17 protein-coding genes and 1 pseudogene are annotated in these 18,477 nt (G+C 61.4%); 10 read left to right on the top strand and 8 right to left on the bottom strand.

Annotation, left to right across the window (positions count from 1 at the left end):
• Nucleotides 1–18: 18 nt before the first annotated feature.
• A complete protein-coding gene (locus LGH82_RS09070; protein ID WP_227348187.1) occupies nucleotides 19–603 on the bottom strand; it encodes a TetR/AcrR family transcriptional regulator in 585 nt (194 codons plus the stop codon).
• A gap of 85 nt (nucleotides 604–688) precedes the next feature.
• Between LGH82_RS09070 and LGH82_RS09065 the strand changes: the two genes are divergently transcribed.
• The gene (locus LGH82_RS09065) at nucleotides 689–1,480 is read left to right on the top strand and encodes a crotonase/enoyl-CoA hydratase family protein (RefSeq protein WP_227348186.1); all 792 of its coding nucleotides are present in this window, start codon (nucleotides 689–691) and stop codon (nucleotides 1,478–1,480) included.
• 68 nt (nucleotides 1,481–1,548) lie between these two features.
• On the opposite strand, the gene LGH82_RS09060 is transcribed toward LGH82_RS09065, so the two are convergent.
• The 5 genes from LGH82_RS09060 to LGH82_RS09040 all read right to left on the bottom strand — a co-directional run bounded on the left by LGH82_RS09060 (nucleotide 1,549) and on the right by LGH82_RS09040 (nucleotide 5,768).
• Nucleotides 1,549–1,857: a cupredoxin family copper-binding protein gene (locus LGH82_RS09060; RefSeq protein ID WP_227348185.1), complete on the bottom strand. Its 309-nt coding sequence runs from the start codon at nucleotides 1,855–1,857 to the stop codon at nucleotides 1,549–1,551.
• A gap of 11 nt (nucleotides 1,858–1,868) precedes the next feature.
• Nucleotides 1,869–2,393 (bottom strand): DUF4142 domain-containing protein, encoded by a 525-nt coding sequence (locus tag LGH82_RS09055; RefSeq protein WP_227348184.1) that lies wholly within the window; start codon nucleotides 2,391–2,393, stop codon nucleotides 1,869–1,871.
• 108 nt (nucleotides 2,394–2,501) lie between these two features.
• On the bottom strand, nucleotides 2,502–3,191 hold the full coding sequence (locus tag LGH82_RS09050; protein ID WP_227348183.1) for an RNA polymerase sigma factor: 690 nt from the start codon (nucleotides 3,189–3,191) through the stop codon (nucleotides 2,502–2,504).
• A gap of 93 nt (nucleotides 3,192–3,284) precedes the next feature.
• Nucleotides 3,285–4,370, bottom strand: a complete 1,086-nt coding sequence (locus LGH82_RS09045) for an HPP family protein (protein WP_227348182.1) — start codon at nucleotides 4,368–4,370, stop codon at nucleotides 3,285–3,287.
• A 168-nt stretch (nucleotides 4,371–4,538) separates the two neighbouring features.
• Nucleotides 4,539–5,768, bottom strand: a complete 1,230-nt coding sequence (locus tag LGH82_RS09040; RefSeq protein WP_227348181.1) for a cystathionine beta-lyase — start codon at nucleotides 5,766–5,768, stop codon at nucleotides 4,539–4,541.
• Between the two features lie 328 nt (nucleotides 5,769–6,096).
• Here LGH82_RS09040 and LGH82_RS09035 point away from each other — a divergent pair, with 328 nt between their 5' ends.
• From LGH82_RS09035 to LGH82_RS09005, 7 genes and pseudogenes are all read left to right on the top strand, one after another.
• Nucleotides 6,097–6,732 carry a DUF1326 domain-containing protein gene (locus LGH82_RS09035; protein WP_227348180.1) on the top strand — a complete coding sequence of 212 codons (636 nt, stop codon included), beginning with the start codon at nucleotides 6,097–6,099 and terminating at the stop codon, nucleotides 6,730–6,732.
• Between the two features lie 4 nt (nucleotides 6,733–6,736).
• The gene (locus LGH82_RS09030) at nucleotides 6,737–7,573 is read left to right on the top strand and encodes a DUF2182 domain-containing protein (RefSeq protein ID WP_227348179.1); all 837 of its coding nucleotides are present in this window, start codon (nucleotides 6,737–6,739) and stop codon (nucleotides 7,571–7,573) included.
• A 427-nt stretch (nucleotides 7,574–8,000) separates the two neighbouring features.
• Nucleotides 8,001–9,029, top strand: coding sequence for an amino acid ABC transporter substrate-binding protein (locus tag LGH82_RS09025; RefSeq protein ID WP_227348178.1), 1,029 nt, complete (start codon nucleotides 8,001–8,003; stop codon nucleotides 9,027–9,029).
• Between the two features lie 64 nt (nucleotides 9,030–9,093).
• Nucleotides 9,094–10,281, top strand: coding sequence for an amino acid ABC transporter permease (locus LGH82_RS09020; RefSeq protein ID WP_227348177.1), 1,188 nt, complete (start codon nucleotides 9,094–9,096; stop codon nucleotides 10,279–10,281).
• A gap of 4 nt (nucleotides 10,282–10,285) precedes the next feature.
• Nucleotides 10,286–11,438, top strand: a pseudogene (locus tag LGH82_RS09015) (amino acid ABC transporter permease).
• Nucleotides 11,439–11,534: 96 nt separating this feature from the next.
• Entirely contained in the window at nucleotides 11,535–12,284 is a 750-nt protein-coding gene (locus LGH82_RS09010) for an amino acid ABC transporter ATP-binding protein (RefSeq protein ID WP_031213892.1), read from the top strand.
• Between the two features lie 113 nt (nucleotides 12,285–12,397).
• The gene (locus LGH82_RS09005; protein WP_227348176.1) at nucleotides 12,398–13,066 is read left to right on the top strand and encodes a TIGR02117 family protein; all 669 of its coding nucleotides are present in this window, start codon (nucleotides 12,398–12,400) and stop codon (nucleotides 13,064–13,066) included.
• A 29-nt stretch (nucleotides 13,067–13,095) separates the two neighbouring features.
• Here LGH82_RS09005 and LGH82_RS09000 read toward each other — a convergent pair whose 3' ends face one another.
• Entirely contained in the window at nucleotides 13,096–14,328 is a 1,233-nt protein-coding gene (locus LGH82_RS09000) for an FAD-dependent monooxygenase (protein ID WP_227348175.1), read from the bottom strand.
• A gap of 18 nt (nucleotides 14,329–14,346) precedes the next feature.
• On the bottom strand, nucleotides 14,347–14,592 hold the full coding sequence (locus LGH82_RS08995) for a zinc-finger domain-containing protein (RefSeq protein ID WP_227348174.1): 246 nt from the start codon (nucleotides 14,590–14,592) through the stop codon (nucleotides 14,347–14,349).
• 144 nt (nucleotides 14,593–14,736) lie between these two features.
• Here LGH82_RS08995 and LGH82_RS08990 point away from each other — a divergent pair, with 144 nt between their 5' ends.
• Nucleotides 14,737–16,935, top strand: coding sequence for an RNA degradosome polyphosphate kinase (locus LGH82_RS08990; RefSeq protein ID WP_227348173.1), 2,199 nt, complete (start codon nucleotides 14,737–14,739; stop codon nucleotides 16,933–16,935).
• Nucleotides 16,935–18,470, top strand: coding sequence for an exopolyphosphatase (ppx, locus tag LGH82_RS08985; protein WP_227348172.1), 1,536 nt, complete (start codon nucleotides 16,935–16,937; stop codon nucleotides 18,468–18,470). Before LGH82_RS08990 ends, ppx begins: the two co-directional genes overlap by 1 nt.
• Nucleotides 18,471–18,477 lie beyond the last annotated feature (7 nt).

Raw genomic sequence — 18,477 nt, 5'->3', positions numbered from 1 at the left:
GCGCAGTTGGTGCCGCAATCAGGCTCTATTCTGGCATCGCGCACGAATGAGGGTCGCAGCGGCATGCCCGGCCGCCTCGATATATTCGGGATTGCGGTGAACCAGCATGATCGAGAAGGCGCCGTCCATGAGAAGGACGATTTCGCGTGCAAGCGTTTGTGGTTCATCAATGGCATGCATTGACAGTTCGCTAGCCAGCCATGTCTCGAAACTTGTCTTGTGCCGAGACCCGGCCTTGACCGCCGGATGACCGGGCATCGAGGCGAGTTCGGCAGCCGTCCGCAGGAAGCCGCAGCCTTTCCATTTGGGGTGGCGCGCCACCCGGGCAAGATTGGCAAATATCGCCTCGACCTTGTGATCGGCAGTACCTTCGGCGGCGTCGAACCAGCCTGCCATTTGCTTCAGATTGGGTTGATCGCGGCCGTCCAGATATGCGGTGATCAGGTCGTCCTTGCTCCTGAAATGATAGTAAAGCGTTCGCTTGGTGAGGCCCGCCTTTTCAGCGATGGCATCGACGCTGACGCGACCGATTCCTTCGGCATAAAATAGTCTCGTCGCGGCATCGACGATGCGTTTGCGGGTCGGGCTGGGTGCTTCAGGCATAGGTCAAAGTATACCGACTAGTGAATATACAAGCAATCCAAAGCCTGATCCTTTCTCGCCAACGTATGCTGGAAAGAGAGAGAAAATGACCGACCTCGTTCTGAGTGAGATTTGCGACGGTGTCGCTATCCTGACCCTCAATCGTCCGGAAAAACTCAACGCGCTGAACTACGCCTTGATCGACCGCCTGCTTACCATCCTTGATGCCGTCGAAATCGATGGCTCGGTCGGCGCTGTGATCCTGGCCGGTGCGGGGGAGAAGGCATTCTCGGCGGGTGGAGACATCCATGAATTCTCTGCCAGCGTCGCGCTTGGAGCAGACACCGCGTTGCGTGATTTCGTCATGCGCGGTCAGCGATTGACGGCGAGACTGGAGGCTTTCCGCAAACCGGTCATCGCGGCTGTAAATGGCCTGGCCTTTGGCGGCGGCTGCGAGATCACCGAGGCCGTCCCGCTCGCCATCGCCAGCGAACGCGCCCTGTTTGCCAAGCCCGAAATCAATCTCGCAATGCCGCCGGCCTTCGGCGGCACGCAGCGCCTGCCCAGGCTTGCCGGGCGCAAGCGCGCACTCGAACTTCTGCTGACAGGCGAGACGTTCACGCCGCAACGCGCTCTCGAAATTGGTCTCGTCAACAAGGTGGTGCCACACGGTGACCTGATGCCGGCGGCACTTGATCTTGCCCGGCGCATTCTCCGGCATTCACCACTGGCGATTGCCAGCATCCTCACAGCGGTGACGCGCGGCGTCAATCAGAGCATCGCGGAAGGTTTGCTCGTCGAGGCCGAGCAGTTCGCTCGCATGGTTCCGACCGCGGATCTGCGTGAAGGGCTGGACGCCTGGATTGCCCGTCGTAAGCCAAGCTATTCTGGTTCATGATGACATATTGCCAGGCGAAGCGACGCCGAAGATGGTTTCCCACTCCGACGCCGAACGCGACGCCGTGCTCAGGGCGTTACCGTCACGTGGCCTTTCATATTGGGATGGAAGCGGCAGGAGTAGTCGACCGATTCCACCTTCTTCAGGGTCAGGCTCGCCGACTTTTTCGGCGGGATGATCACGTCCCAGTCACCGTTGACGGTCGCGGTATGGGCAAAAACGTCCTTGTTGACCCATACAATCGTGTCGCCGACCTTGGCCTCGACGGTTGCCGGTGAAAAGACCAGCTTGTCGATCGTGACCTGGATGGTTTCAGCCTGCGCGGGCAGGGCACCCATAGCCAGTGCCAATGCGATCCACGGATGCCGTTTCGACATTGGGACTGTCCTTACTTCAGCATGCCGGCAATATGCTCGGCATGTTGTTCATGGCCCTGGAATATCTTCAGGCCGGTTTCCAGCAGGCTCTTGAGCTCGGCATTGCTGGCCGACGGGATCAGCACTGTTTCAAGCGCGCCGTTCACCTGCTTGTGGTAGGCGACCTCATTGTCGACATAGGCCTTGTCGAAGCCCGCGCCCCTGAGCTTGGCGAGCTTGGCCCGTTCCTCGGCCGCCGCCTTGGTCAGCGCCTTGCTGGTGTCGTTGTCCTCGGGCGTGACCTTGAGCTTCTTGACCAGTTCAACCGCCTGCTTGTTGACCGCCTCGTGGTCGCGAACCATGTCCTTGGCGAAATCGAGAACCTCCTTGTTCTTCGATTTCTTGAGGGCCTGCTTGGCTGCCTCGACGTCGAGGACACCTGCCGTGTAGGCGATGTGGGCGATCTGCGGGTCGGTGGGCTTGTCGGCGGCTTGCGCCAGGGGGGCGGCGCCAAGCAGGAAAAGCGCGGCCAATGCCGCGGTCGAGCGAATAGGCATGAGAACCTCCTTGGCCCGAATGCCAGAACGGCATCGGGATCGTTTGCAGTTGACGGTCATTGGATGCTGGGTTGCGGGAAAAGTTCCCCGAAAAAATCAACGCGCCGATCAGTCGGGAAAGCCGAGCCGCGTCATCACTGCCGTGGTCAGTCTTTCGCAGCGACGTCCGGCGAAGGGGAAGGCATCGAGAAGAACCGGACCGATCTGGTCATCCAGCGCCTTGCGCACCAGGACACGGGCGCGGTGCAGCCGCGTCTTGACGGTTTCAGGCCGCACGCCCAGCAATTCGGCGGTGTCGTCGATGCTCAGGCCTTCGATGACTCTCGCGACGAACACCGTCCGATAGACATCGGGGAGATTGTCAGTGGCTCGTTCGACAAGCAGCAGGATCTGCCGTTGCGCCATTGTCCGCTCCGGATCGTCGCTGGTGTTGAGGGGAAACTGGATGATCTCGGCATGGTGGAGCTGTGCTTCCTGCACGGCCCGCGCGGCCGTTCGCCGCCGCTTGCGCAGGCGGCCGAGTGCCTCGTTGATGACGATGCGGGACAACCATGTGCTGAGCGAGGACGCGCCGCGAAAGGCCTCAAGGTGGGCAAAGGCCCGGACATAGGCCTCCTGGACGATATCCTCGGCTTCGCCGTCGTTTCGCACGACACCTCGTGCGATGCGATAGAGCCTCTGGTTGTAGGTCTTCATGATCGTGCGGAATGCATCGCCCTCGCGCGCCAGGGCGCGGCGGACAAGTTGCATGTCGGCCGAATTGGCGGCGTCGGGCGGTGCCGCGTGGACTACAGGCATGGCCAATCTCCTCATCGGGACATTGGATGTCCTTTCCAGGGAAAGGTTCCCGATCACCATTGCTGAGTGTCATTCAGCAAGCGGCGGCGCCTGTTATACCGCTTCCGCCGATGGCCCGTCCGTATTTTGCAGCCGTGCCGTTGCCGCGAGGAGATCGGTCTGGGTGATCAGGCCAAGGACATGCCTCTCATCATCGACGATGATCACCGCGTGGCTGCGGCCGTCGGTGAGCACAGGCAACAGTCCCATGGCGGCCGAGCTGGCCGCGGCGGTCGCCGCTGGCGATATCAGGGGTCCGACCGAGCCGACGGCCATCGCAAGTTCACGCAGCCCGATGGTTCCGGCCAGCTTTGCTTCGGCATTGATAACGGGCAGCGCGCGGATGTTGTGGTCGAGCAGCAACTGGCGCGCCGCATCGGCGGATGTGTGCTCGTCGACCGAAATCACATCGCGCGACATGATGTCCTCGCATAGCAAGGTCTTGTGCGCGCGCACCATCGCCTGCAATTCGACCTGCCGCAGAAGCCGATCGAGATCGTTGCGATCAATGTCGAAGGTCTCGTCGAGTGCGCCGAGTGCCGCGTCAATATCCTCGGACCGGAAGCCGACGCGCAATTGCGCCGGTGGATCGATCGTGCCGTGGCTGCTTGTCGGAACAGGGCCGGGCACATGCGGATAATTGCGCCGTGTGAGTTTATGGAAACCGTAGCCGAGCGCGACCAGCAATATGGAGTTCACCGCCACCGGCACGAACGGGAACAGGAAGCCCGCGCTGATGACGGCTGGTCCGCCGAACACCGCGGTCAAGGCTGCGGCTCCGCCCGGCGGATGCAGGCAGCGCGCGAACGACATGGCGGCAATGGCCAGCGCCACGGCAATGCCGGTGGCAAGAACGGGCTCGTGCACGAAATGCACGACGATCACGCCCACCAGCGCCGATATCGTGTTGCCGCCGATGATCGACCAGGGCTGCGCCAAGGGACTTGCCGGCACCGCGAACAACAGCACGGCGGACGCCCCCATCGGCGCCACGAGCAGTGGTATATGCGGACCGCTGCCAAGCGTCAGGCCGCTGATTGCCCCCGTAAGCGCAATGCCAATCATGGCGCCGATGCAAGCGACAATGCGCTCGCGCAGGGTGGCGCCGGCAAGAATGGGAACAAAAAGGCGGAAGGCCATGACAGGCTGAGACCCTTGCGAAGTCAGGTGGGAATGATCGCACTGCATTGCGCGATATCCCGGAAGTTGAAAGCCAAATCGATCTGGAAAATCCCAACTTCAGAGAACAATATTGCGCGGGGTCAGCTACGCATCGGGATGGCGGATGCGGCCTTCGCCGGCGTTTCATCAACCTTTCCGGCAGGTTGCGTCGGCTTGCTGAATCTGTTCGGCAAGCCGACGCCTCGGTCTGGCCGCCGCCGCCGCGGCCAGCCCGCGCGCCAGGTCGGCCTTCAGATCCTCGACATCCTCGAGCCCGATTTGCAGGCGGATGAGCGGGCCATCATAGGGGCCCTTGGCAACGACGCGGTCGCCGAGCCAGACGGGCACCGCCAGGCTCTCATAGCCACCCCATGAATAGCCAAGGCCAAAGATCTGCAGTGCGTCGAGAAGAGCGTGTTGCTGGGCCTGTCCGCCGCCGGCAAGCACGATCGAGAAGACACCGCTTGCTCCCGAGAAATCGCGCTTCCAGAGTGCGTGATCCGGATGGCTGGGAAGTGCGGGATGGAGGACGCGTGCCACGCCTGCCTGGCCTTCAAGCCAGTTGGCGACGGCAAGGGCGCTGCGCTGATGGTGCTCCAGTCGCACTCCCATGGTGCGCAGGCCGCGCAGCACCTGGTAGACGTCGTCTGGTCCAGCACAGCAGCCCAGCGTGAAGAACGTCTCGCGCAGCTGCTCCCAGCACGCCTCGTTGGCCGACACGGTGCCGAGCAGAACGTCGGAATGCCCGGCGGGATATTTCGTCGCCGCATGGATCGAGATGTCGACGCCATGATCGAGGGGACGGAAGTACAAAGGTGTCGCCCAGGTGTTGTCCATCATGACGACGGCGCCCGCGGCATGTGCTGCCTTGGCGATGGCCGGGATGTCCTGCATCTCGAATGTGTTGGAGGCAGGGGATTCCGTGAAGACGACCTTGGTGTTGGGCTTGATCAGGGCCGTGATGCCGGCGCCGACATGAGGGTCGTAGTACTCGACCTCGACGCCCATTCTCTTCAACATCGTGTCGGCGAAATTGCGGGTCGGGTGATAGACGGAATCGACGATCAGGATATGGTCGCCTCCCGACACGAACGCCAGCAGCGGAATGGTGACCGCCGCGAGGCCCGACGGAACCATGATTGTGCCCGCCGAGCCTTCCAGCGCGTCGATTGCCTGGGCGAGAGCGTCGGTGGTCGGCGTCGCGCGCGTGCCATAGGTGTATTTCTGGCTTCGCCCCGCCATCGTCGCGGCGTTGGGAAAAAGCACCGTCGAAGCGTGCACCACCGGCGGATTGACGAAGCCGAAATAGTCGTGCGGATTGTTGCCTGAGTGGGCAAGCCGCGTGTTGATGCCCATTTCGCTGCCGTCTTTTGCCATTTGTTCCATGCCCTTTGATGAGAGGCTAGCCATAGTGCGGCGCCATTGGCCGCGCAACAGCCGGGCTCCGCCACGCGAATGACTTCGAATGTGCCAATTGGTCACGACAGGCCGGATCGCTATCGCGGCACTGATGGATGCCGCAGTCCTCTCGGACGATCGGGCTATCAAGACAATGGAGAAGGATATATAATGGTTGTCTAATACGAGGTCATTGCCGGGTCGCCATGATCAACGCAGCCGGCCATTCCGGCCGTAATAGCGGTTCCCCGCAATGCTGGCATCTTGCTTACAGAAAGAGGATGAACACAGCCAAGGGAGGGACGCCATGTCCGACGTTAAATGGATGATAAAGGCTCGCGAGTTCGTCAACTGCAACTGCGCTTATGGCTGCCCATGCCAGTTCAACGCATTGCCGACATACGGCTCATGTCAGGCGGTCGTTGGCATGGAAATCGAGCGGGGTCATCACGGCGATACAAAACTGGACGGCTTGCGGTTTGCCGGCATTTTTCGCTGGCCGGGCGCCATCCATGAAGGCAAGGGCGAAGCCGCGGTGGTTGTCGACCATCGGGCGACCGAGCCGCAGCGCGGAGCGCTGCTTCGCATTCTCACCGGCCAGGACACCGAACCCGGCGCCACAATATTCCAGGTCTTCTCCACCACCTTTGAAAAGGTCCATGATCCGATTTTCGCCGCCATCGATTTCGAGGTCGACGTCAATGCGCGCACCGGCAGGTTGAAGGTGCTCGGCGTGACCGATGGTCATGGCGAGCCGATCACGAATCCGGTCACCGGCGCCGAGCATCGCGTGCGCATCGACATCCCGCACGGCTTCGAATATTCCCTCGCCGAGGCTGGGCGCGGCTGGAGCAAGGCGAGCGGACCGATCCGTTTCGAGTTGGCGGACTCCCACAGTCACTTCGCCGATATCCATCTCTCGCAGAGCGGCGTCGTGCATTGACGCCATGAGCGACACAACCCTCGAGACGTTGCTGCGGCGCGATCGCGCGGTCGTCGCGGCATCGCTCTTTGTCATTGCCGCGGCCGCCTGGGCCTATGTGTTGTGGCTCGCCACCCATATGGCAGTGCCGGGGCCGCGGGACGCAGGCACGGATATGACGGGCATGGACATGTCCGGCATGGATATGGGCGCTGCGATGGCGCCTGCGTTCCAGGCGTGGTCGCCGGCCGATTTCGCCTTCACCTTCGCGATGTGGGCCGTGATGATGGTCGGCATGATGACGCCATCGGTCGCGCCGATGCTGTTGCTTTACGCAGGCGTCGGCCGCAAGGCCCAGGCGAGTGGCCAGCCGATAGCATCCACCATGTGGTTTTTCAGCGGCTATCTGCTCGTCTGGGTCGCCTTCAGCATCGCTGCGACCGGCGCGCAGTGGCTCCTGGCGCGCCTCGCCCTACTGGATCCGGCGATGGCGGCCGACAGCCGGATACTCGGCGGCCTCATCCTGATCGCCGCCGGCCTTTACCAATGGACGCCTATAAAGGGCGCCTGCCTGCGACAATGCCAGGCGCCGATCGCCTTCCTGGCGGGTCGTGGCGGGTTCCGATCGACCCCGCTCGGCGCGCTCCGGCTCGGCATGGATCATGGCGCCTATTGCCTCGGCTGCTGCTGGGCGCTGATGGCCCTTCTGTTTGTCGGCGGCGTCATGAACGTGTTGTGGATCGCCGGCATTGCCTTCCTCGTCCTGCTGGAGAAGGTCGTCCCCGCCGGCCAGCTGATCGCGCGCGTTTCCGGGGCGCTTATGGCGGCAGTCGGCGCATGGTTTCTCGTAGGGGCTCTCTGAAGCGAGACTTTCTCGGCCGCGGGCCCTGCTCGAAGCACGGCGATGATTTATCCACTAAGCGGCAGCCCGGACGGGCCAATCCATCCCTGGGCAGGCCCGTAACGCTGCGGTTCTGGAACCTAGGTTGCGAGAAGTACGCAGCGGATTTGCCTAGCCTGAACTTTGCCGACTTTTTTGGCTCTGGTGACCAATTCTCTGGCGCGTTTGTCTGCAATTCGGGCATTTCAGGCGATTGGTTTTCAAACTCTTTCGGATTCGGTCATTTCCCTTGACCTCACAAGAATAATCGCCTTCGATGCATTTTGTGAGCAAAAGGCGGCGCGTCGGTTACGATGCGGGGTTCCGGAAATGGGCTGGAATGGGAGCTGCGTTCACACGGGAAAAAGAACAGGGTTTGCCTGAAAAAACAGAAAAGGGTCTGTGGATCATGAAACACATTGCAATCGGCATTCTTGGAACCGCCGCGCTTGGATTGATGGCTTCGGCCGCGTCCGCCAGCACGCTCGCCGACGTCAAGGCGAAGGGCTTTATCCAGTGCGGCGTCTCGACCGGTCTTGCCGGTTTTTCCGCGCCTGACGACAAGGGTGACTGGAAGGGGCTCGATGCCGACTTTTGCCGCGCCGTGGCGGCTGCCGTCTTCGGTGACAGCACCAAGGTGAAGTTTACGCCACTCAGCGCCGACGTGCGGTTCACCGCCCTGCAGTCGGGCGAGGTTGACCTGCTGTCGCGCAACACCACCTGGACCATCAATCGTGATACCGCACTCGGCCTGAACTTCGCCGGCGTCACCTATTATGACGGCCAGGGCTTCATGATCAACGCCAAGAAGCTGCCGGGTGTGAACTCGGCGCTGCAGCTTTCCGGAGCCGCCATTTGCGTGCAGACCGGCACCACCACCGAACTGAACCTCGCCGACTATTTCAAGGCGAACAAGATGGAATACAATCCCGTCGTCTTCAAAAGCTTTGAGGAAACCAACGCCGCTTATGATGCCGGCCGTTGCGACGTCTACACCACGGATCAGTCTGGCCTCTACGGTCTCCGCCTGACGCTTGCCTCGCCCGCGGACCACGTCGTGCTGCCGGAGATCATCTCGAAGGAGCCGCTCGGACCAGCCGTGCGCCAGGGCGACGACCAGTGGTATCATATTGTAAAGTGGACCTATTTCGCGCTCCTGGACGCCGAGGAACTCGGCATCACCCAGGCCAATGTCGACGAGATGAAGAACTCGACGAATCCCGAGATCAAGCGCGTGCTTGGCCAGGAGGCGGACACCAAGATCGGAACCGATCTCGGCGTGTCCAATGACTGGGTCGTCAACATCGTCAAGGCGGTGGGCAACTACGGCGAGCTGTTCGAACGCAATGTCGGTTCAGGCAGCCCGCTGAAGATCGCGCGCGGCATCAACGCGCTGTGGACCAAGGGTGGCCTGCAATACGCTCCGCCGATCCGCTGATAGAAAATGTGATCCGGAAGGCAGGCTCCCTGCCTTCCGGTCTCTCTTTTCAGAGGATGGTTGAATGGCATCGCAGGAAATCCTTCGCGAGGACAGCAGTCGCGGCTCATTCATAAACAACCCGAAAGTCCGAAGCTTCGTGGTTCAGCTGGTGCTCGTCGGGGCGCTGGCATTTCTGATCTGGTGGATCGTCGGCAACACTGCCGACAATCTGAAGCGTTCCAACATTGCCTCTGGTTTCGCCTTCCTGGGCGGCCGCGCCGGTTTCGACATCGGTGACAGCGCCATTCCCTACACATCGGACGACACTTATCGCCGCGCCCTTGTCGTCGGCCTGATCAACACGCTCATCGTTGCCGCGGCCGGCATCATAACGGCCTCGATCATTGGGTTTTTGGTTGGCGTTGGCCGGCTCTCCAAAAACTGGCTGATCAGGAAGATCTGTACGGTCTACGTCGAGACCTTCCGCAACATCCCGCCGCTGCTGGTGATTTTCTTCTGGTATTTCGGCGTGCTTTCCGTGCTGCCCTTGCCCAAGGCAAGCATTCATCTGCCATTCGGCTCGTTTCTCAACAGTCGCGGATTTTACTTCCCCAAGTTCGTCTGGGGCGAAGGCTCCTGGCTGATCTTGGTCGCGCTGGTTCTCGGCATCGCCATGGCGTGGTTTGTCGCCCGCAAGGCGCATCAGCGGCAGATGGTGACGGGCCAGCAATTTCCGGTATTCTGGACGTCCGCCGCGCTTGTCCTGGGATTGCCGCTTCTCGCCTTTGCGCTCAGCGGTTTCCCGCTGAGCTTCGACATGCCGAAGCAGTCTACGTTCAATCTGTCCGGCGGCTTTCAGGTCAAGCCCGAATTCCTGTCGCTCTATCTTGCGCTTTCCTTCTATACCGCCGCCTTCATCGCCGAAATCGTGCGGGCCGGCATCCTGGGCGTCAACAAGGGGCAGAGCGAGGCGTCATTCGCACTGGGCATTCGCCCCGGGCAGGCGTTGCGGCTGGTGATCGTGCCCCAGGCGATGCGCATCATTATTCCGCCGCTGACCAGCCAGTATCTCAACCTGACCAAGAACTCGTCGCTTGCGGTCGCCATCGGCTATCCCGATCTGGTTTCGACCGGCGGCACCGTGATGAACCAGACCGGACAGGCGATCGAGGTCATAGCGATCTGGATGGTCATCTATCTGGGCATCAGTCTGCTGACCTCGGCGTTCATGAACTGGTTCAACGCCAAAATGGCGCTGGTGGAGAGGTAAGACCATGCAGGAACATGATGTGTCCTGGGTGCGTACGGAGATGACGCTGGCGCAATCAGCCCCTCCTAGCGAACACGGGCTTGGCGCCTGGGCGCGCAAAAATCTCTTTGCCTCGGTCAACGACACGGTGCTGACCATAGTTGGCCTTTTGCTGGTCGCTTTTGTCCTCCCGCCGCTTCTGAATTGGGCATTCATCCATGCGCAGTGGACGGGTACGGATCGCACCTTCTGCGCCACCTCGGCCCAGGGCGGTATTCAACCTGACGACTGGTCCGGTGCTTGCTGGGCCTTCGTCAATTCCAAGCTCCCGCAATTCCTGTTCGGGCGCTATACGATCGAGGAGCGCTGGCGGCCGATACTGGTCGCGATCCTGTTCGTCGCCCTCCTTGTGCCGATGCTGATGCCGAAAGTCCCGCGCAAGGGGCTCAACGCGGTCGTGCTGTTTTTCGTCTTCCCGATTGTCGCCTTCATCCTGCTCATTGGCGGCATATTCGGCCTGCCGCATGTCGAAACGTCGTTGTGGGGCGGGCTCTTGGTGACGTTGTCGATCTCGTTTGTCGGCATCGCCGTCTCCTTGCCCTTCGGCATCGTGCTGGCGCTGGGGCGTCGCTCGAAGATGCCGGTGGTGAAAACGCTGTGCGTGATCTTTATCGAGACGTTGCGCGGCGTGCCGCTTCACGGTCTTGTTCATGGCGACGATCATGCTGCCATTGTTCTTGCCGCCGGGCGTGACCTTCGACAAATTCCTTCGCGCTCTGGTTGGCGTCGCCTTGTTCTCCTCAGCCTACATGGCCGAGGTGGTACGCGGCGGATTGCAAGCTATCCCCAAGGGCCAGTATGAGGGGGCAGATTCGCTCGGCTTCGGTTATTGGCAGAAGATGGGCCTTATCGTGCTGCCGCAGGCGCTGAAACTGGTCATTCCCGGTATCGTCAACACCTTCATCGGCATGTTCAAGGACACCAGTCTGGTCTATATCATCGGCATGTTCGATCTGCTTGGCGTTGTCCGCCAGAATTTTTCGGATCCCGCGTGGGCCTCGCCGCAGACACCGATTTCGGGTCTGGTTTTTGCCGCCTTCGTGTTCTGGATGTTCTGCTTCGGCATGTCGCGCTATTCGATGTTCATGGAACGCCGGCTGGACACTGGCCACCGCTAACAGTCAAAAAATCAAGAGCCACGACAAAAAAGGGAACCACCGATGGCCATAGAAAATGCAGTCAGCGCGGAAGAGATCAAGGTCAACGCCGCCAAGATGCAGATCTCAACCACCGATGTCGCCATCGACATCATCGCCATGCACAAATGGTATGGCGAATTCCATGTGCTCAAGGACATCAACCTGAAGGTCATGCGCGGCGAGCGCATCGTTATCTGCGGCCCGTCGGGGTCGGGCAAGTCGACGATGATCCGCTGCATCAACCGGCTGGAAGAGCACCAGAAGGGCAAGATCATCGTCGATGGCAAGGAACTGACCAACGATCTCAAGAAGATCGATGAAGTGCGCCGCGAGGTCGGCATGGTGTTCCAGCACTTCAACCTGTTCCCGCACCTGACGATCCTGGAAAACTGCACGCTGGCGCCGATCTGGGTGCGCAAGACGCCGAAGAAGCAGGCCGAGGAAATCGCCATGCACTTCCTCAAGCGCGTCAAGATTCCCGAACAGGCCAACAAATATCCGGGCCAGCTTTCCGGCGGCCAGCAACAGCGCGTGGCGATTGCCCGCTCGCTGTGCATGAACCCGCGCATCATGCTGTTCGATGAACCGACCTCGGCGCTCGACCCGGAAATGATCAAGGAAGTGCTGGAGACGATGGTGGGTCTGGCCGAGGAAGGCATGACCATGCTGTGCGTGACCCACGAAATGGGTTTTGCCCGCAAGGTCGCCAACCGGGTGATCTTCATGGATCAGGGCCAGATCGTCGAGCAGAACACGCCGGCCGAGTTCTTCGACCATCCGCGCCATGAGCGCACGAAGCTGTTCCTGTCGCAGATCCTGCACTAGATCTGTCGATGATTAAAAAGAGCCTGGCTGAAACAGTGCCGGGCTCTTTTGCGTATGGATGAGCAGGGGCGGGCGGTGATGTCGCGCCGGGATGCGTTCGCAGGGCGCCATTCATGAAAAAGCTGGGACGTTTTCTAGGCCTTCTGGTGATCGTTGTGGCGCTTGCCGTGACGCTGGGAACTCTGGTGCCGCGCCCGCTCTGGCAAGCAGCCGGCGACAAACCCGCCGCGCCGCGTCATATCCTGGTTCTGAGGAACCCGATCCACACCGACATCGCCATTCCTGTCGACGACGCCGTTCGCCAGCGGTTCCATTTCCTGGTCGACGGAGGCATTCCCACCGATATCCCGGAAGTCCGCTACATCGTCTTTGGCTGGGGCGGCCGCGCATTCTACATTGCCACCCCGACCTGGTCGGATTTGAAGCCGATGCCGCTGTTGAAGGGCCTGACGCTCGACGCGTCAGTCATGCATGTCGATGTCGCGGGCAATATTGCTGAACCCGATCCGAGCGTAGCGGGGTTCGACATCGGCGAAGGGCAGTTCTCTGCGCTGCTCGATTTCATCGAGGCGAGCTTCCAGAAGAATTCTGGTGGACCAATCCAGGTACCGGGCGTCGCTTACAACAACTATGACGGCTTCTACGAAGCCAACGGAAAATTCACGGCGCTGGTCGGCTGCAACACCTGGACCGCGGCGGCACTGCGAGCCGCCGGTCTGCGCACCGGCTGGTGGAATCCGCTGCCGGTTTCCCTCGGCCTATCGATGCGGCTTTACAATTAACGCTGCACCAGCAGGTCAGCATACGACACTCAACGCCGGATGACTTTCTGCTGTTGCCAGCCGTAAAGCCAATCCAGATCCGCCGCCAGTTTCTCCGGCGAGCGCGTCTTCAGGAACAGATTACGGGCGATCGCCACGGGACCTGTGGCGTGCCAGGCGAGGTGATTGACGGCGCCACGCCGCGCGACCTTGGCGACACGCGGGCGCCGCAAGTTTTCCCAAACGCGAAGGCCTGTTGCTTGATCAGCGGGGAAGGTGGCAACGCACTCGGCGAGCACCGCGGCATCCTCGATCGCCATGGCCGCGCCCTGCGCCGCGAAGGGCGTCATCGCATGCGCGGCATCACCAATCAGAGCAATCCCCTCCGGCGTCGTCCAGGGCTGTTGCTGGTCGACAGTGTGGATCGGCCAGGCCATCCACGCGCCAGCATCCTCGACCAGCCGGATCAACTCCGGCGCCGTGCCGTGCATGGCTTTGGCTAGGATCATTGGATCGGCGGCACCAGACCAGCCTTCAGCGATGCGCTCGCCCTTGGTGAACGCCACCAGATTGAACGCAGCGCCCTTGCTGACGGGGTAGGCGACCATGTGGAAGCCGCGATGCAGGAAGGTGGTCACGGAACTGACAGCGCCGACGGCCGCGAACGCCCTGCCTGCGGCATTGTCGGCGCCAATTGTGGCACGCCACGCCAGCTCGCCCGAGAACCGGCTTGTGCTGGAAGCCCTGTTCGAAACCTGTTCCCGGATCGATGACCAGACACCGTCGGCGCCGACCAACAGGAAGCCCTCTGTGCTGAATGCCCTGGATCCGGTCTCAACCGCCGCTGCAACGCCGTCGCCGGTTTTGGCAGCCTGGGTGACGCGCGCGCCAGTGATGATTTCGATGCCAGCGGTCTCGACAGCGGATGCCATCAGGGCATCCTGCAGATCGGCCCGGTGGGCAACGAGATAGGGCGCCTGCCAGCGCGCTTCGGCGGCCTGCCCAAGCGGTACGCGCGCCAGTTCGCGCAGCGTTGCGGCATCCTTGAGCACGACCGCTTCCGGCCGCACGGCAGCCTGCATTAACCTGTCGAGCACACCGAACTGGCGAAGGATCCGCGTTGCGTTGGGCGAAAGCTGGATGCCCGCGCCGACGGCTTCGAGGCGTTGTGCCTGCTCGATCAGTTTAACCGGATAGCCGCGCTGGGCGAAAGCAATAGCTGCGGTCAGCCCGGCTATGCCTGCCCCGGCGATGACGATCTGCCGGGACTGCGTGTCGGACACAGGATCAGCCGTGCCGAATCAGGCTGCCTGGTCGATGTACAGGCAACCCGCGGGCGATGTTTCCGTCGCCTTCAGCCTTGGCGAATAGCGATAGAGCGTCGAGCAATAGGGGCAGACTTTTTCGTTGTCTTCGCCCATGTCGAGAAACACATGCGGATGGTCGAAAGGCGGATTGGCGCCGGTGCACATGAATTCCTTGACGCCGATGTCGATCGCCGGATGGCCCGCATCGTTCTGGAAATGGGGAATGGAACCGCCTGCCATCATCGTCTCCTTGGCCTTCGATCGTCTGCATCTGGATCATAACCCATCTCTTTGCAAGATCGATGAAATGAAACTGTCGCAAAACCCTGTCAGAGGATAAGTTAAGCCGGTTAACCGGCTGAGCTGGTGGGAAGAGCAGGAACCATGAACGAACTGAAGCCGGTGCAGAGCGAATTCATCAATGCGGAGGTGGCGAGCCCCGAGGGCAATCCGGACCGTTTCGTCAACCGCGAGTTTTCCTGGCTTCAGTTCAACCGGCGCGTTCTCGAGGAATCGCTGAACCTGAATCACCCGCTGCTGGAGCGTGTCCGCTTCCTGTCGATCTCCGCCGCCAATCTCGACGAGTTCTTCATGGTGCGTGTCGCGGGCCTCGCTGGCCAGGTGCGCGAGGGCATCGCGCTGAAGAGCCCGGACGGCCGCACGCCCGAACAACAGCTCGAACAGCTGCTGCGCGAGGTTGAGCGCCTGCAGGAAGACCAGCAAAAGAGCCTTTCAGCGCTTACGGTGCTGCTCAACAAGGAAGGCATAGAAAGCATCACCCGAGATGCGCTGACCAAGGACGAGAAGGTCTGGCTGGAGGACCACTTCCAGAACCAGGTGTTTCCGGTGCTGACCCCGCTGTCGATCGACCCGGCGCATCCGTTCCCGTTCATCCCGAATCTCGGTTTCTCGATGGCGCTGCAATTGCGCCACCGCAAGAATGGCGAGGAGATGAGCGCGCTCTTGCGCCTGCCGGTGGCATTGAAGCGCTTCATCCGCTTGCCCGACCGCAAGCACCATGTCCGCTTCATTCCGCTGGAAGAGGCGGTGGGTCTCTATATCGACAAGCTATTTCCCGGCTACGAGGTCAAGGGCTCAGGCACGTTCCGCATCATCCGCGACAGTGATATCGAGGTCGAGGAGGAGTCCGAGGATCTCGTGCGGCTGTTCGAAACGGCGCTGAAGCGCCGCCGTCGCGGTTCGGTCATCCGCATCGAATTCGACAAGCTGATGCCGGCGGAACTGCGCGACTTCGTCGCCGGCGAGCTTGGCGTGTCGTCAAGCCGCATCAGTGTCTTGACCGGTCCGCTGGCGCTCAGCCAGATTTCCGAAATCGTGTCCGTTCCCCGCGACGACCTGAAATTCACGCCCTACAATCCGCGCTTTCCAGAACGCATCCGCGAACATGGCGGCGACTGTTTTGCCGCCATCCGCGAGAAGGACATCGTCGTCCATCACCCTTATGAATCATTCGACGTGGTGGTGCAGTTCCTGCGCCAGGCCATGGCCGATCCGGAAGTGGTGGCGATCAAGCAAACACTTTACCGCACGTCCAACGACAGCCCGATCGTGCGTGCGCTGGTCGATGCGGCCGAGGCCGGCAAGTCGGTGACGGCATTGGTCGAGCTCAAGGCGCGTTTCGACGAAGAAGCCAACATCCGCTGGGCGCGCGATCTCGAGCGCGCCGGCGTGCAGGTCGTGTTCGGCTTTCTCGAACTGAAGACCCACGCCAAGATGTCGCTGGTGGTGCGGCGCGAGGACGGCCGGCTGCGCAACTATGTGCATCTGGGCACCGGAAACTACCATCCGGTCACCGCGCGCATCTACACCGACCTGTCCTTCTTCACCACCGATCCGACGATCGCGCGTGATGTCGCCCAGCTTTTCAACTTCATCACCGGCTATGCCGAGCCGACCGATGAAATGCGGATCGCGATTTCGCCCTTCACGCTGAGAAGCCGCATCCTCAAGCACATTTCCGATGAGGTGGCGCACGCGCTAGAGGGCCGGCCGGCGCGCATCTGGATGAAGATGAACGCGCTCGTCGACCCGATCATCATCGACGCGCTCTACGACGCCAGCCGTGCCGGCGTCGAGATCGACCTCGTCGTGCGCGGCATCTGCTGCCTGCGGCCGCAGGTTCCGGGCCTCTCCGAGAACATCAGGGTGAAGTCGATTGTCGGCCGTTTCCTCGAACACAGCCGTATCTATTGTTTCGGCAATGGTCATGGCCTGCCGTCCGACGATGCGATCGTCTACATCTCCTCGGCCGACTTGATGCCGCGCAATCTCGACCGCCGTGTCGAAACCATGGTGCCGATCACCAATCCAACAGTGCATGAGCAGATCCTGGGCCAGATCATGCTGGGCAATATCATGGACAATCAGCAGAGTTTCGACGTACTGGCGGATGGGACCTCCCGGCGCGTCGTGCTGGAGGAAGGCGAGGAACCGTTCAACGCGCAGGAATATTTCATGACCAATCCGAGCTTGTCGGGACGGGGTGACGCGCTGAAATCGCATGCGCCAAAGCGCATCGCGCAGTTCAAGCGCCGCAAGAAGAACACAGCAGCGTCCGCCTGATGATCTCAGCATCCCAGGGCCGGCTTCAGGACCGCCGACCGCTATCCATCATCGACATCGGTTCGAACTCGATCCGTCTTGTCGTCTATGAGGGACTGGCGCGCTCACCAACCATGCTGTTCAACGAAAAGATGCTGGCCGGCCTCGGTCGCGGCATCGTTTCGACAGGAAAGCTCGACCCGGAAGCGGTGACGCGTTCCATGGAGGAGTTCCGGCGCTTCCGCGCGCTTTCGGACCAGGCCGGCGCCGAGCATATGTATGTGCTGGCGACAGCCGCTGCTCGCGAGGCGGTCAATGGTCCCGATTTCATCCATCGGGCCGAGGAAGTGCTCAAGACCGAGATTCGTGTGATCAGCGGCCGTCAGGAGGCCTATTATTCGGCGCTGGGCGTCATTTCCGGCTTTCATCCGGCCAATGGTATCGCCGGAGACTTGGGTGGTGGCAGCCTCGAACTGGTTGACGTCAATGGTGAAGCGATCGGTGACGGCATAACTCTGCCGCTGGGTGGCCTGCGCCTGCAGGACATGGCGAAGAACTCGCTGGCCCAGGCCGCCAAGATCGCGCGTGACGAGTTGGCGAAGGCCAAGCTGCTGAAAGGCGGGCAGGGCAGGCCCTTCTACGCCGTCGGCGGCACCTGGCGAAATCTTGCCAGGCTGCACATGGAGATGACCAACTATCCGCTCGGCGTCATGCACCACTACGAGATCGGCGTCGAAAGCGCCGCCAATTTTCTCCGACAGGTAGCCAAGGGCGAGATCGAGAAGGTCAAGGGCATCGAAGGCGTATCCAAGAACCGCCGCTCGCTGCTGCCCTACGGCGCCATCGTGCTGCAGGAAATCATGGCGGCGATGCAGCCGTCGAAGATCATTGTCTCGGCGCTGGGCGTCCGTGAGGGTTTTCTCTATTCGCTCCTCGACGAGGCCGAGCAAAAGGCCGATCCGCTTATCTCGGCCTCGGAAGAACTCGCACGACTGCGTTCGCGCTCGGTCACCCATGCGCATGAGCTTGTCGAATGGACGGGCAGGACTTTTGCCGCCTTTGGCATCGACGAGACCGAGGATGAGGCCCGCTATCGTCAGGCGGCAGCTTTGCTCGCCGACATTGGCTGGCGCGCGCATCCCGAGTATCGCGGCAGACAGTCGCTCAACATCATCGCCCACGCGTCTTTCTACGGTGTCGACCATCCCGGCCGCGCTTTCCTGGCGCTGACCAATGCCTATCGCCATGACGGCATCTTCAACGAGGCGATCGCTCCGGAAATCAAGGCGCTGGCGACACCGCGCTATCTCGAACGTGCGCGCATCCTGGCGGCGATGATGCGCGTCGTATACCTGCTGACGGCATCGATGCCGGGCATCATGCCCCGGCTGAAATGGGAAAACCGTGGCAACGGCGTGCTCGCGCTGGTATTGCCCGCGTCGCTGGCCGATCTCTACGGCGAGCGGCCCGCGGGCCGCCTGGCGCAACTGGCACGGATCACCAATCGCCGGCTTGTGCTAGCCGTTGAGGGCGGCCCGAGCGTTTCGGTCAAGTAACAGCCAC

It is taken from the genome of Mesorhizobium sp. PAMC28654 (genome assembly GCF_020616515.1).
Lineage (GTDB): Bacteria > Pseudomonadota > Alphaproteobacteria > Rhizobiales > Rhizobiaceae > Mesorhizobium.
This window is presented reverse-complemented; position numbering and strand designations above follow the sequence as displayed.

Excerpts from the sequence above, each read along its gene's own strand:
- LGH82_RS09025 (WP_227348178.1), top strand. The coding sequence starts at position 8,001 with ATGAAACACATTGCAATCGGCATTCTTGGAACCGCCGCGCTTGGATTG.
- LGH82_RS09050 (WP_227348183.1), bottom strand. The coding sequence starts at position 3,191 with ATGCCTGTAGTCCACGCGGCACCGCCCGACGCCGCCAATTCGGCCGAC.
- LGH82_RS09065 (WP_227348186.1), top strand. The coding sequence starts at position 689 with ATGACCGACCTCGTTCTGAGTGAGATTTGCGACGGTGTCGCTATCCTG.
- LGH82_RS09005 (WP_227348176.1), top strand. The coding sequence starts at position 12,398 with ATGAAAAAGCTGGGACGTTTTCTAGGCCTTCTGGTGATCGTTGTGGCG.
- LGH82_RS08995 (WP_227348174.1), bottom strand. The coding sequence starts at position 14,592 with ATGGCAGGCGGTTCCATTCCCCATTTCCAGAACGATGCGGGCCATCCG.
- LGH82_RS09070 (WP_227348187.1), bottom strand. The coding sequence starts at position 603 with ATGCCTGAAGCACCCAGCCCGACCCGCAAACGCATCGTCGATGCCGCG.
- LGH82_RS08990 (WP_227348173.1), top strand. The coding sequence starts at position 14,737 with ATGAACGAACTGAAGCCGGTGCAGAGCGAATTCATCAATGCGGAGGTG.
- ppx (WP_227348172.1), top strand. The coding sequence starts at position 16,935 with ATGATCTCAGCATCCCAGGGCCGGCTTCAGGACCGCCGACCGCTATCC.
- LGH82_RS09040 (WP_227348181.1), bottom strand. The coding sequence starts at position 5,768 with ATGGCAAAAGACGGCAGCGAAATGGGCATCAACACGCGGCTTGCCCAC.
- LGH82_RS09020 (WP_227348177.1), top strand. The coding sequence starts at position 9,094 with ATGGCATCGCAGGAAATCCTTCGCGAGGACAGCAGTCGCGGCTCATTC.
- LGH82_RS09035 (WP_227348180.1), top strand. The coding sequence starts at position 6,097 with ATGTCCGACGTTAAATGGATGATAAAGGCTCGCGAGTTCGTCAACTGC.
- LGH82_RS09010 (WP_031213892.1), top strand. The coding sequence starts at position 11,535 with ATGCAGATCTCAACCACCGATGTCGCCATCGACATCATCGCCATGCAC.
- LGH82_RS09030 (WP_227348179.1), top strand. The coding sequence starts at position 6,737 with ATGAGCGACACAACCCTCGAGACGTTGCTGCGGCGCGATCGCGCGGTC.
- LGH82_RS09055 (WP_227348184.1), bottom strand. The coding sequence starts at position 2,393 with ATGCCTATTCGCTCGACCGCGGCATTGGCCGCGCTTTTCCTGCTTGGC.
- LGH82_RS09060 (WP_227348185.1), bottom strand. The coding sequence starts at position 1,857 with ATGTCGAAACGGCATCCGTGGATCGCATTGGCACTGGCTATGGGTGCC.
- LGH82_RS09045 (WP_227348182.1), bottom strand. The coding sequence starts at position 4,370 with ATGGCCTTCCGCCTTTTTGTTCCCATTCTTGCCGGCGCCACCCTGCGC.